Origin of the sequence: Streptomyces sp. A1136, from assembly GCF_004795055.1 — a bacterium.
GTDB lineage: Bacteria > Actinomycetota > Actinomycetes > Streptomycetales > Streptomycetaceae > Streptomyces.
Genome location: NZ_SSBJ01000004.1, coordinates 149,942 through 162,552, shown reverse-complemented (window position 1 = coordinate 162,552; position 12,611 = coordinate 149,942). Strand labels below are relative to the sequence as shown.

The 12,611-nt window shown below is 70.0% G+C and carries 12 protein-coding genes and 1 pseudogene; 5 read left to right on the top strand and 8 right to left on the bottom strand.

Annotation, left to right across the window (positions count from 1 at the left end; all coding sequences use genetic code 11):
• Positions 1 to 84: 84 nt before the first annotated feature.
• Both E6R62_RS05575 and E6R62_RS05570 read left to right on the top strand, forming a co-directional pair.
• Positions 85 to 1,359: pseudogene (locus E6R62_RS05575) on the top strand (MFS transporter); the annotation flags it as partial.
• A 92-nt stretch (positions 1,360 to 1,451) separates the two neighbouring features.
• Positions 1,452 to 2,342, top strand: a complete 891-nt coding sequence (locus E6R62_RS05570; RefSeq protein ID WP_136211959.1) for a PhzF family phenazine biosynthesis protein — start codon at positions 1,452 to 1,454, stop codon at positions 2,340 to 2,342.
• Between the two features lie 181 nt (positions 2,343 to 2,523).
• On the opposite strand, the gene E6R62_RS05565 is transcribed toward E6R62_RS05570, so the two are convergent.
• Positions 2,524 to 4,695, bottom strand: a complete 2,172-nt coding sequence (locus E6R62_RS05565) for a TerD family protein (protein ID WP_136211957.1) — start codon at positions 4,693 to 4,695, stop codon at positions 2,524 to 2,526.
• Between the two features lie 167 nt (positions 4,696 to 4,862).
• Between E6R62_RS05565 and E6R62_RS05560 the strand changes: the two genes are divergently transcribed.
• Both E6R62_RS05560 and E6R62_RS05555 read left to right on the top strand, forming a co-directional pair.
• Complete coding sequence (locus E6R62_RS05560) at positions 4,863 to 5,186, top strand: hypothetical protein (RefSeq protein WP_136211955.1); 324 nt, start codon at positions 4,863 to 4,865, stop codon at positions 5,184 to 5,186.
• Positions 5,187 to 5,341: 155 nt separating this feature from the next.
• Positions 5,342 to 5,818: an ATP-binding protein gene (locus tag E6R62_RS05555; protein WP_136211953.1), complete on the top strand. Its 477-nt coding sequence runs from the start codon at positions 5,342 to 5,344 to the stop codon at positions 5,816 to 5,818.
• A 90-nt stretch (positions 5,819 to 5,908) separates the two neighbouring features.
• On the opposite strand, the gene E6R62_RS05550 is transcribed toward E6R62_RS05555, so the two are convergent.
• Positions 5,909 to 6,415: an SRPBCC family protein gene (locus E6R62_RS05550; protein ID WP_136211951.1), complete on the bottom strand. Its 507-nt coding sequence runs from the start codon at positions 6,413 to 6,415 to the stop codon at positions 5,909 to 5,911.
• 66 nt (positions 6,416 to 6,481) lie between these two features.
• Here E6R62_RS05550 and E6R62_RS05545 point away from each other — a divergent pair, with 66 nt between their 5' ends.
• On the top strand, positions 6,482 to 7,084 hold the full coding sequence (locus E6R62_RS05545) for a TetR/AcrR family transcriptional regulator (RefSeq protein WP_240801484.1): 603 nt from the start codon (positions 6,482 to 6,484) through the stop codon (positions 7,082 to 7,084).
• A 61-nt stretch (positions 7,085 to 7,145) separates the two neighbouring features.
• Here E6R62_RS05545 and E6R62_RS05540 read toward each other — a convergent pair whose 3' ends face one another.
• From E6R62_RS05540 to E6R62_RS05520, 6 genes are all read right to left on the bottom strand, one after another.
• On the bottom strand, positions 7,146 to 8,510 hold the full coding sequence (locus tag E6R62_RS05540) for an amidohydrolase family protein (protein ID WP_168713978.1): 1,365 nt from the start codon (positions 8,508 to 8,510) through the stop codon (positions 7,146 to 7,148).
• Between the two features lie 325 nt (positions 8,511 to 8,835).
• Positions 8,836 to 9,696 (bottom strand): helix-turn-helix transcriptional regulator, encoded by an 861-nt coding sequence (locus tag E6R62_RS05535; RefSeq protein ID WP_136211947.1) that lies wholly within the window; start codon positions 9,694 to 9,696, stop codon positions 8,836 to 8,838.
• A 225-nt stretch (positions 9,697 to 9,921) separates the two neighbouring features.
• Positions 9,922 to 10,080 carry a hypothetical protein gene (locus E6R62_RS39415; protein ID WP_168713977.1) on the bottom strand — a complete coding sequence of 53 codons (159 nt, stop codon included), beginning with the start codon at positions 10,078 to 10,080 and terminating at the stop codon, positions 9,922 to 9,924.
• Between the two features lie 203 nt (positions 10,081 to 10,283).
• Positions 10,284 to 10,544, bottom strand: coding sequence for a hypothetical protein (locus E6R62_RS05530; protein ID WP_136211946.1), 261 nt, complete (start codon positions 10,542 to 10,544; stop codon positions 10,284 to 10,286).
• 315 nt (positions 10,545 to 10,859) lie between these two features.
• Positions 10,860 to 11,762 carry a hypothetical protein gene (locus E6R62_RS05525; RefSeq protein WP_206308655.1) on the bottom strand — a complete coding sequence of 301 codons (903 nt, stop codon included), beginning with the start codon at positions 11,760 to 11,762 and terminating at the stop codon, positions 10,860 to 10,862.
• Positions 11,755 to 12,048 carry a hypothetical protein gene (locus E6R62_RS05520; protein ID WP_136211944.1) on the bottom strand — a complete coding sequence of 98 codons (294 nt, stop codon included), beginning with the start codon at positions 12,046 to 12,048 and terminating at the stop codon, positions 11,755 to 11,757. The genes E6R62_RS05525 and E6R62_RS05520 overlap by 8 nt, the downstream gene beginning before the upstream one ends.
• Positions 12,049 to 12,611: the final 563 nt, after the last annotated feature.

Sequence of the window (12,611 nt, the reverse complement as noted above, 5' to 3'; positions counted from 1 at the left end):
CGCCGGCAGGCGCGTCGGCCCGCCACCTTTCGGTCCAGACTAAAACAATGGCCGCCCCCGGCAGGCCCGGTGATCTTCGTACCCATGACGCACCTCCGCCCGGACGCCGCTCTCCGCCCCCGACGCGGCCGCCCGCTCATCGGCTCCGGCTTCCGCCCGCTGTGGATCGCCGACACCGTGAGCCAGTCGGGTTCGGCCATCACCCTGCTCGGTCTCCCCCTGGTGGCGATCGGTACCCTCCACGCCACACCCTTCGAGACCGGCCTGCTCGTCGTCTGCGAGTACCTGGCCTTCCTGCTCATCGGCCTGCCCGCCGGCGCCTGGGTGGACCGGCTGCCGCTGCGACCCCTGCTCGTCTCGGGCGACCTCGGTCGCGCCGTCCTGCTCCTCTCGATCCCCGTCACGGCCTGGCTGGGAGCGCTGACCCTCCTTCAGCTCTACGCCGTGGCGCTCGGGATGTCGGTGTGCACGGTCTTCTTCGACGTGGCCGCACAGAGCGCGCTCCCGCGGCTGGTGGGCGGCCCGCGGCTGGTGCGGGCCAACGTGAGGCTGGAGGCCACCCGCAACATCACCCAGGTCGGCGGCCCCGGCCTGGCCGGAGGACTGGTGGGTGCGCTGACCGCGCCCGTCGCCCTCGCCCTCGACGCCCTCAGCTTTGCCCTCTCGGCGCTGCTCCTCTCGCGCGTCGGCCCCCTCGGCAGGCGGTCCGGACCGCGGCCGGGGACCACGTTGCGCGCCGAGATCACCGAAGGTCTGCGCTTCGTCTTCCGCGACCGTGCGCTGCGGGCCCTCTGCCTCGGCGCCGCCATCTCCAACCTGTGCGGCACCGTCGGCGCGTCCATGCTCCTGGTGCTGCTGGCCGGCGACCTCGGGCTGTCCCCGCTGCTGTGCGGTGCGGTGTTCACCGCGGAAGCCGTCGGCGGGCTGATCGGCAGCCTGCTCACCCGGCGGATCGCCGCACGGCTCGGCCAGGGGCGCGCCATGTGCGCGTCGCTGGTCGTCAGCGCCCTGCTGTGGCTGCTCGCGTTGCCCTTCTACCGGGCGGACTGGCGGTTCGCGGTCGCCGTCGTCCTCCAGGGGCTCGGCTGGACCGCCTTCGTGACCTTCAAGGTCTTCTCGGTCGCCTACCGCCAGCGGCTGTGCCCCGAGCCGCTCCTGGGGCGGATGACAGCCACCTTCCGCTTCCTGGTGTGGGGGGCGATGCCGGTGGGCGGGCTCGTCGGAGGGTTGCTGGGAGATCGGTTCGGGGCCCGGACCGCCCTGTGGACCGGGGCGCTGGGCGAGCTCCTCGCCGTGATCCCGCTCCTCCTCTCGCCGCTGCGGACGACACGCGAACCGCCGGACCCGGAGGAACGCGGCCATGTCCCCGCGGCAGCACGGCCCGAACCTGGGCTCCCCCGCTCCCCCGCCCCATCGGCTCACCGCCCCCCGTCCCACTCAAGGAGCACCCCGTGCGCTACACCCACGTCGACGTCTTCACCGACCGCCCCTACAGCGGCAACAGCCTCGCCGTCTTCCCCGAAGCCGAAGGCCTCACCCCCGCCCAGATGTTGGCCGTCACCCGGGAACTGCGGCACTTCGAATCGGTCTTCCTGACCCGGGACTCCGCGCGGCCGCGCACTCACCGGGCGCGGGTCTTCGACCTCGCCGGCGAGCTCGACTTCGCGGGTCACCCCCTCATCGGTGCGGCGAGCGTGCTGCACGCTTTGGAGGGCGACCCCGGCGTCACCGGGGACGAGACCACTTGGACCCTGCGGCTGCCGGCCCGCACCGTGGAGGTCGCCACCCGCCGCCGCGGACCACGGCAGTACGACAGCACCTTGCGCGTCGGCCCCGCCGAGTTCGCCGGCCGCCCGTACGGTACGGACCCGGCGATCGCCGCCGAGATCGCCTCCTGGTTCTCCCTCGGACTCCACGACCTGGACCCGGGCCTGCCACCGGAGACGGTGTCGACCGGCCTGCGCTACCTGGTGCTGCCCGTACGGGGGGAGGCACTGGCGCGCGCCCGCGTCACCATCCCGCTCGACGCTCCGCTGGCCCGGCTCGGGGCCGAATTCGCGTACCTCCTCGACACCACCGCCATGGAAGGCCGGCACTGGACCAACGACGGCCGCCTCGAGGACACTGCCACCGGCAGCGGCGCGGCCTGCGCCGCCGCGTACCTGCGCCGCCACGACCGCGTCGGCGACGGAGAGCGCACCCGGTTGCGGCAAGGCCGCTTCACCGGCCGGCCCAGCGAAATGACCATCTGCGCACACGGCGGCGGGGAGGCCGTGCACACGGTGGAGGTCGGTGGCTCCGTCGCGCTCGTCGGCAACGGGCAACTGGCCGAGCTGCCCTGACCCCTACGACACCCACCGGCCGGTGTGAACCCCCGTGCCGACATCGAGAAACCTCCGGCCGTCCCGCGCGGAGGCAGGTCGGCCGGAGGCCTCAAGTCGGTGGCGAGGAAAGCGAAGGGACTAATTTCAGGAGTGTGGAGAAGGAAGCCCCCTCATGGCCTCGCCACGAACACGTTAACAGTCAGGCGGGGATCAGGTCACTCAGGTTTTCGGGAGTGACGATCCGCGACTGCCGGTGCAGCCCGGCGGGGCGCTCCAGGCCGATGTAGGTGACGGGCCCCGCCGGGACCGTCTTGCCGTCCCAGGCGGTGACCGTCGTCGCGCTGCCGGTCATCAGCTCGGTGAGGTAGCGCACGGTGAGCTGCTCGCGCTCGACGATGCCGCGCAGCAGCGTCGCGACCGTCACCCGGTTGCCCTCGACCCTGTTCGACGACGGGGTCCCCTTCAGGTACAGGTGCAGCCACTTGGCGCGCCAGCGGCCGTCGGACCCGCGCAGGAAGACCAGTGGCAGGGCGACCCGGCCCGGACCGCGCAGTCCCGACTTCGCGCGTACCGTGCGCGGCTCGAACGGGCGTCCCTTCTGCTCGCCCTCGCGCAGCATGAACCCGAAGAACGACTCCTCGACCTCCTCGAAGCCCTCTCCGGAGTAGATGTTGATCTGCGGCACGACGCAAGTGGCGCGTACAGCGCCCAGGCGCAGGTTGATGAACTCCGAGGCTCCGTCGGGGGCGCTCGTGATGTCGCCGGAGTGCTCCCCCTCGACACCGCGCAGGTTGGTGTACGACAGCCAGGAGGCGGTCGAGTAGTCGGCGTTCAGGAGCGCGGCGGACAGGTCGTAGTCGGTGGAGCGCTCGCTCTGCTTCCAGTACACGAAGAATCGCAGCAGTTCTCCGTCGACACGGGACACCGAGCCGCGCGGCAGCACGCCGAGCCCGGACTCGGTGGCCTTGCCGCTCAGCGGCAACGCCACGTCCAGGACCTCCGGGTCGATCAGCAGGTGGTCCGCGGCGGGCAGCCGGCGGCGCAGCTCCGCGTCGAGTGCGGCGATCAGCCGCTCGCGCTCGGGCGCGAACACCGGCCGGCGCGTGTCGTCGGTGACCCAGGCCCGGCCGAGGCGGTTGACGAACAGGCGCTGCTCGCCGGTTTCCTGCTCACGGTTGTGCAGGTGCTGGCGCACCGACAACAGGACCCGGCCGGAGACATCGCGGACGACCTGCTCGGCGGCGACCACGATGACGTCGCGCTCTTCCTGGGTGGAGGAGTCGCGAAGCAACCGATCCAGGGAGCGGAAGAGTTTGCCGGGCGCGGCCTTCAGCAGCTCTACGGCCGTTGTGGTGTCGCCGCGGGCAAGCAGTTCCTCGACCCGGCTGTCCAGGGAGCGCGCCGTCTTCTCCCCGCGGGCGACGGCGAACACGTCGGCCGCGTGCGGCCACTGCGGGTACTCGTGCGGGTGCAGCCGCTCGCCGAGCCGCTTCCACATCTCGCGGTGGGCGTGTACGTCGGCGAGCTTGGCCGGCGCCGCGGCGACGACCGCGTCAAGGGCCGCCAGCAGCGCCCGGCGCACCGAGCGGGGCAGCGTGCGCAGCCGTGTGGGCTCCTGCAAGGTCACGTCGCCGCCCACGAGCGCGCAGGCCAGGCGGAGCCCGTCGGTGACCGTGTCGAGGAGCAGGCCCGTACCGACCATCAACCGGGCCTGGTTGACCACGGCCCGGTTCTCCCGTACGGGGATCTTTTCGGGCTGCGGCCGGTCGGCGCAGTGGCCGGCGAGGTCCCGCAGGTCACACAGGCCGTCCTCGCCGAGAGGGGTGGTGCTGCCGGCCAACGCCAGGTAGAGGGAGGTGATTTCGGCGTCGAGTGTGCCGCCCAAGTGCAGGACCGTCATACGGTCTCCCGCCGCGGTGATCAGCTCGTCGTGGTGAGCGAGCATCTCGGCGTAGGTGTGCGGCTGGTTCCCGTACGACGGGAGGGTGAGCAGGTTCACCACCCCGGTGCTCAGCTGCTCCAGCGTGCTCGCGCGCGTGGCGTCGTCGGCGAGCGCGTCGGCCAGGCATCGCATCCAGAAGTCGAACGTGTCCGGGACATTGGCAGGGAAATCGACGAAGTACACGTTGTGCCGCACGTGGTCGCCGACCATCTCCCGGACGGTGTCCAGCGTCCGTGCGGCGGTCTCGATCACCGCGTCCTCGGAAAGCCCCGACAGGTGCGCGAGCAGCTCGGCCGAGAGCTTGAAGCCCACGGACATCAGCGCGGCGTCGAACCGCCGCGCCGCGACAGCGCCTTCCCCGGCGCGTCCTGTGGGGCCGGGAATACGGTGGGTGTGCCGGATGACCAGGCGTTCGAGTCGGTGGACCATCCCGGGATGATCCCAGGGCGAAGCGAACGGTCGCACCCGGTTTTCCCGGTGCGGGGCACGGGCGCATACGCGACGTCCGGCCCTCACGGCTCCCCGAACGCATGGAACACCGACGCCCGGGGCACCCGCACGGACCAGGTCAACCACGCCGAGAACCAGGAGAGCCCATGATCCGCTACGCCGTGACCTGCGACCGGGAGAGCTGCCTCGCCCTGTACCTGGAGCCCGAGGGTACGGAGAACGCCCGGTTCGAGGACCTGATCACGGAAGCGGGCTGGGTCCTGCGGCCGGCGGCCGTGGTCCTACCGGGCTACCCGGCCGCACCGGACGCGCTGGCCCACCTCTGCCCCGCCTGCGCAGCCGAACGCGGCCCGGTCCTCGAACGCGGAGACTGCCCCGCCTGTTCCGGCTCGACCGAGGACACCGATGCGGGGACCACCTGCCACTACTGCCGGAAGGTCGTCCCCCACCTCGCCGACAGGTGGTGCTGACGCGCGGACGCGACGAGTGGAGCAGCACCCGCGGCCCGGACCTGCCGTTCGGTTCCCGGCGACATCCGGATCATCCGGTTGATGCATACGGTTGGATCCAGGGGGCAAGCGGTCCCGGGTCGGGGTGAATCACTTGGGTGTAAGGCGGGGGCTGTATGGACCGGGTGGAAGCGGATCAGGCGCGGCGATCTCGTGTTGGTGGGCTGCCGGCGGTGTCCGCCGTCTTCGAGGGCGACAGGAAGATCGCCGAGGCGCGTGCCCTGGCCCGGGCTTTCCTGGTCGATGTGCAGGCGGTGCATGGGCTGCCCGTGTCCGAGCGTGCGATGGACATCGTCGCCCTGGTGGTCAGCGAGCTGGTGACCAATGCCCGCAAGCACGCCCCGGGACTGTGTCTGCTGACGCTGGACATCGAGGACGGGGCCGTCGAGGTCACGGTGTGGGACGGTGATCCGGCAATGCCGATCGTCAGGGCCCCCGACCCGGAGCGGGTGGGCCAGCACGGCCTGGAAATCGTCATGGCCCTGTGCCGAAGCTTCGAAGTGCGCCGCGAGCCGGTGGGCAAGCGGATCAAGGCGACCGTGGTGCTGGCCGACGACCCGGGCGGCGACATGGCCGGCCATCAGCTCGGCTGACGCGGTCCGCCGACTCGCTCGGCACTCAGCCGGCCGCCGCACCGGTCTCCTGACCGCGCCGCGGTAGCCGGCAGGAGTGCGACGGTGTGCTCAGGCGGCCGGGCTGCCGGACGGGACCGGAGTCGGCGGGAAGAAGCGACGCATCAGGCGGACGCGGAGGGACCAGCGGGCGGGCCGGACGACACGGCCCGTGGCCTCCCGCTCGATGTTGTCCAACAGGTCGGCGAGGAGCGCTTCGTGGAGCGGGCGGATCGCGAGCGGCCACAGCAGACGCATGCCCCCGGCGAGATGCCCGGATGCCGTGTGGACGACCTGACAGCGTGCCGGCCCGTCGGGGATGACGACGAATTCGTGGTAACCCTCCAGGCCCAGCCCGGGGGTGAAGGCGAAGTGGACCCGGCTGCCGGGTTCGTACGCGCTCACCTCGTAGCGGATCCTGCCGTGTCCACCGGCCGAGCCGACGGCGAGTCCCGCGTCGAGTCGCAGCGGTGACCAGGCCGCCGGCCACAAGCGGTCCTGCGGAGTGCTCAGGAGGTCGAGTAGTGGTCCGACCTCGGACGCCGGTGCCTCGACGGTTCGGCGCTGGACATTGCGCATGCTGTGCCTCCTCCGGCCGCACTCCATACGGGTGCGTATGGAAGGACCGTACGCTACCGTATGGAGATGGGACAAGAACGCCGTCGGCTGTCCGCGAACGACTGGGCGGAAGCCGCGTTGACCGCTATCGGCGCAGGCGGGGTGGCCGCCGTCGCGGTGGAGCCGCTCGCGAAACGGCTCGGCACCACCAAGGGCAGCTTCTACTGGCACTTCGCGAACCGAGAGGCGCTCGTCGAGGCGGCACTCTCACTGTGGGAACAGCGCTTCACCGAGGCGACCATCGCAAGCGTGGCCACCGAGCCCGATCCGGCAACCCGACTGCGGATGCTCTTCGCCCGGGTGAGCAGGGACGCGGAACACAATCCCCTGGCCGTCAGCGTGCTCGCCTCGGCCGGCCATGAACTCGTCGCGCCCGTCGTGCGGCGTGTGATGGAACGACGCACGGCCTACGTCGTGAGCCTCTTCGAGGAAATCGGATTCCCGCCCGAGGTGGCGCTCCAGCGGGCCGTTCTGGGGCTCACCGCCTACGTCGGGCACAACCAACTGGCTGTGCGGCTGCCTGGGCTGCTCCCCCTCGGCACGCAGGACCGGCTGGACGAGTACGTCGACGCGACGGTCGAGTTGCTCCTGCGTGACGCACCGGCACAGAGCCCACCCGCGACACCGTAGGGGCGCTCGCCCACCCGGCCCTGTGCCCGGCGCCGTCGAGGAGGCCCGACTCGGCGGCGCGTCAGGCGGCAGCCCGCAGGCGGACGGCGGCGGCTTCGGCCTCTCGTACGACGCGCTCGGTGTCCACTCCGACCAGGCGGCCGTCGAGTTTGAGGGGACGGCCGTCGACGAAGACGGAGTGGACGTTCTGGGGGCGGCCGTTGAAGACGATCTGGTTGACCCAGTCGAAGCGCGGTGCGAAGTTCAGTGTGGCGGGGTCGATCACGATGAGGTCGGCCCTCTTGCCGGGGGTCAGTGAGCCGATCCTGTCGGCCATGCCGATGGCTTCGGCGCCGCCGAGCGTTGCGGACCGCAGCGCGTCCTGAACCTGTGGGAAGACCTCGGCGTTCAGCGAACGAGCCCGTTGGAGGCCGATGGCGGTCTTCATCAGGGCGAAGAAGTCCGAGGTGTCGTTCGTACCGCCGTCCTGGCCGAGTCCGACCTTCACGCCCTGCCGGGCGAGGTCCGGCAGCCGCATGACTCCCGAGGCGAGCCTCATGTTGCTCAAGGGACAGTGCGCGGCGCGTACATCGTACGAGGCGACGACGGCGATCTCGTCGTCGCTCAGGTGGATCGCGTGGTTCATCAGCAGTCGCGGGCCCAGCGCGCCGATATCGGTCAACACACCGATCGGGTCGTCCGCGCGTTGTTCGATGCGTTCGAGTGCGTGGCTGTTGAGCATGACGCCCAAGTCCTGAGCGATCTCCCAGTGGGCGCGGTTGAGTCCTTCGAGGGCCCGCGCGGCGTGCGTGGCGATCTGGGCCGAGGCGAGGGGGACCGGGTCGATGAGTTCCTTCTTGACCCGCGTCAGGAGGGTGGCCTGCGGCTCGGCCTGGAACATGGCGTAGGCGAAGCGCACTCCGGTTTCGGTGAGGGCCCGCACGTATTGGACGGTGGTGTCGTACGGGATGGCGTCCACCCAGTCCACGACCGTCGTCACGCCGGATTGAACGGTGTCGAGGGCCGCCAGGCGTACGAACCGGTACATGTCAGCCGGCGTGATCCGCGGAAACGTCGCCCGGTTGCATTCGGCCAGCCATCCGAACAGGTCGCGGTTGGCACAGCCGCCGCGCATCGAGGACTGCCACAGGTGGGTGTGGATGTCCACGAACCCCGGCATCAACAGCTTGCCGGAGGCGTCGATCACCTTCGTGCCCGGCGGTGTGGGGACGTTCGCACCGACCGCCACGATGACGCCGTCGCTCAGGAGGACGTCCGCGTGCCCGACCAGACCCAGCGGCCCGCTGCCGAGCGTGGTGTCCATGGTGAGTGCCAGGGAGGCGTTGTGGAGCAGGGTCGGCCGGGGGGCCGGGCTGTCCCCGCCGGGCGTCCGGTCTCTCGACTGAGCCGGCCGAGCGCCGAGGGTGAAGGGAGCGGCTACGGCCATGCCCAGACCGGCCAGAACGCCACGACGACTCGGCGCCTCGGGCGTTGCGGGGTGCGGGACCTGAGGGGCAGGTGTGGCAGGACAGTCGCTGTGCGGGGCCATGTCGTGATACCTCCCGGTGGGCGCAGGACAGGCAGGTCACATCCACCGACCGACGGCGCGTCAGGTGTCCGGCGGATACCTGGATGGTCCGCCCTGTCGAAGCCTTCCGAAAGAGGTGCGTCAACATTTTGTGGAAGTTTACTTCGTCCCCCTCGTGGCGTGGGCCGCCCGGATTCGGGCGCATGCCTGCGAGGGGCCGCGGCGGCGGCTCTGTCACACGGCGTCAGTGGGTCTCGCAGTACGCCTTGACCATGCCGTCGATCAAGTGTCGGGAGTCGTCCGGATTCAGGGCTTGGGCCTGGAGGTGGTCGAACATGACCTGGTAGGGGTAGCGCTCGGCGTGTTTCTCCAGGTAGAGATCGCTGGTGAAGCGTTCGAGATAGACGACTCCCGCGTCGGAGTCGGGATACGTGAGGATGGAGAACTGTCCTAAGACCCCGGGATGGGCTCCGGAACTGTGAGGCAGGACCTGCACGGTGATGTGCGGTTGCGCGCCCAGGGAGTTCAGGTGTTCGAGCTGCTCGCGCATGATGTCGTGGTTCCCGACCATGCGGTGCAGTGCCGATTCGTCCAGGATGGCCCACAAGCGCAACGGGCGGGCGGGGTGGTGCGCGCGGTGTTGACGTCGCAGGCGGACCTCCAGGCTCACGGCGGCCTGTTCGTCGGTGGGGCACGGAACGGATTGCGCGATGACCGCGGCCGCGTACCGGGGAGTCTGAAGGAGACCCGGTACCAGCAGGGCGTCGTAGGAGTGGATCGCGGCGGCCGCCGTCTCCAGGCCGATGTACACACCGTAGGGGACGTCACCGCAGGAGACCCACCAGCCTTGACGGCCGGACTCCTTCGCCATCCGCATCAACGAATCGACGACCGCCTGGTCGGTGATTCCGTAGATCCGGCACAGGTCCCGCACATCACGCGGGTTGATCGGGCGGCGTCCGGTCTCGATGAGACTGATCTTGGGCTGGGACACCATCAGGCGCTTCGCCGCCTGTGATGACGTCATGCCCGTGGCCTTGCGGAGCTGCCGGAGCTCCGCGCCCAGCCGCCGTCTTCTGACGGTGGGATTCACATTGGCCGCCATGGGCGGTGTACCTCCAGCTCAGGACTTCACGCAGAGGTCACCTCACCCCACGGCCGACATCGGCATACGCATTGTGCATAGGCGATCCGGTACGCGCGACATCCGCATGGCCGGCGTCATCAGTTCGAGCTAACGCCCCTCCAACGGTCCTGGCCGCAGGCGGTAAACCGAGCGGAGTGCGTCTCAAGAGGTGGACACGTCGCAGGACCGGTCGGGGGCGTGTGTTCAGTGGGTTTGGCCGATCCAGCGTCTGACGGCCTGGTAGGTGATCTCGTCGACTCCGGCCAGCACCCCGATCGCGTGAGGGTCGTCGGCGAGCAGGGTGATGCCCGCTGCGGTCAGACACGCCTGGAGTTCGAGCCGTCGCCGGTCTTCGGGGCTCACGAGTGCGGGCGGACGGCCGGACGGCGGGACGCGATCATGGAGGTGGGGGTGTGAGTCTTGAGCGCTCGGGTCCTCGTCCTCGCCCAGGCCGCGCAAACCGGGAAACCGGTAGGGGTCGAGTGCCCCCCGCGGCAGCCTCGGGGCCGGAACGGCGCCCGTGCGGTCGGGTTGTGAGCCGAACGCCGGCGGATCGGCCATGGTGTTCACAGGTGCTGGCCTTGTAGGGCGTGGGCGCCCGCGGCAATGACTTCGGCGAGTTGGTTGGCGACCGCTGTGCTGCACCCGCCGAGCCGGACAAGCCCACGGCAGCCGACCGGTCCGTCGTTGCAGAGCGAGGGAAGGGTCAAGCCGGCGAGCGCCAATGCGGCCTGCAGGTTGGTGACGGCTTCCTCGCCTGCCTGGTAGGCGGCGTCCTGGCTCCGCTTGTACCGGAGTCGTTCGGCGTGGGTGAGCTCGTGGGGCATGGTGCTGTCCTTGTGGGAGGCGTCGGGACGGATGCGGAGGGGTGGGGCGGGCGCCACCCAGGGGGCGGCGAGCGCCCCCGGTGCGGTGCCGGTTGCGTGGAGGGCGGCCGCTCACGGCGCAGACCCGTGGGGCTGAGACCGTCGGCAACCCGTGACTAATGCGTTTTGATCTTCGTTCTCGTATTGCAAGTGATCACGCTCCTTGAGCGGGGGAACGGAATGGAGTGATCGAGAGGCCGTCGACATCCGGCTGCGCCGTGCCCTTCGCACCGCGAGGCGTTGTCATCGTCGACGACGGGCGAGCCGGGACGTCCGTCATGAGCCGTAGCGGAATCTGGGAGGGGCGGGAGCGCGGCCGGCCCTCTGGTCCATCACCGGATAGTCGGGGAGTGCGGTGTCCGGGCCGCTCACGACCGTCGGTTGCCGCAACAGGCGGAGCGAGCGGCCGCGGTGCCGTGGAACGGGTTGGCGGGGCGGTCGGGTGAGGGTGATCTGGCGGACCAGTTGCTGGAAACAGGCCAGCGCGGCGATGGGCGGGAGCGTGGCCGCCGCCCGAGCCGCGAAGGTGCTGGGCGCCTGAGCCACGCACAGGAGCGTGGCAAGGGTCGAGAACAGCAGGACGATGGACCAGGAGTGCACGGCTCGACGTTGATGCAGGGCCGCTCGGAGGATGGAGAGGGAAGCGACCACCCACGGCCCGTAGATCAGCAGCGGCCACCAGCTGACGACGTCGTCCGCGGTGCGCGGGCCGGCGCTGTGGCGCAGGGCCTCGCAAATGGCCAAACCGCTGAAGATGCTGACCACGGCGGCGATCGCGGCGACCAGCACGGCGGTGAAGAGACTGCCCGTCCTGAGCAGGGTCACAACCGATGATTTCGGCGGGGTCCGACGGTGCCCGTGGCGGGCCGGCGGTCGCGGCCTTTCATCCGTTCCGTGCGCGGGCTCGGTGACCATCCCGACGGGAGTGTCCGCATCGACGGTCTCGTCGAAGCCGAACTGGTCGAACGTCGTGTCCGCGAGCCTCGGTCGCCTTGCCTCCTGGAGGAGATGGGCGAGTTCCTCGGCCGGATCCCACGGGACATGCAACTCATCGGATCCCACCAGCGGTTGCTGATGGGTCGTGTGTTGCTCGAAGCCGGACGGCGGGCAGAAGGCGGATACTTCCGGGTGGGACGGGTGGAATCCGCCGCCGTCGTGCCGCTCGTACTGTTCAAACACCTGGGGTCTCCGGGCATTCGCCGAGGGCCGTTTCCCGCGGTTCCGTGTTCGGCGAGCGTCGACGGAACTCGTTCTGGATCCGGCTCATCTCCTCCAGGAAGTCCTCGAAAATCGAGGACGAATAGTGGAGATCCACTTCACACCCTTCGTTGCGCAGCGTCGCGCCCTTGCTCGGGGTCCAGCCGGTGTATGTCCATTCGCCCACCCGTGCGCCTTCGGTGCCGACAACGTGTCCGTAGCGGCCCGCGCTCCGCAGAAAAATTTCTGCGTGGTTTGCATTTGTCATAGTCCATCAACGCTTCCCACAGCAGGGAGGGTGTGGTCCGTTCAGGTGATGGCACGCGTTGTAAACAAGTCTTGACCAGTGTCTTTAATCATTTCTGTGTCCACGGAGCAAGCGTGGTGACAGCACGTACCCGGGCTTGTCCGAAGCGGTCGTCCCAGCTCACGGGAAGGACCGGGCGGCGATCGGATGGCGCCCACCAGGCAGCGCCAAGGCCCCCCGCGCACCGGTTCTCGGCGCGCACTCCGCCCTGTCGGGGCGCTCGCGCATGCCCGCGCGCCGCTCCCGTTCGAGCCGCCGGAGCCGTGACCCGCTACCCCGCCTGGATGCAATCGGCTGACAGGGCGCATCTCCGCATATGCCGTTGCGTTATGTCGAGGACGAAGGGCACCGCGACACGCGCCGCCCTCGTCACCAGTCACCGGAGAGGAACCGCTGTGCCAGACACCCTCCTGAGAATCGCGTTGATCTGCGCTGTCCTGGGCACGGGATGTGCTGCTTGGACGTCGTCCGGAATCGGGCGAATGCACCCCTTGGACGTCCGCGAACTGCGGCGTCAGCAACGC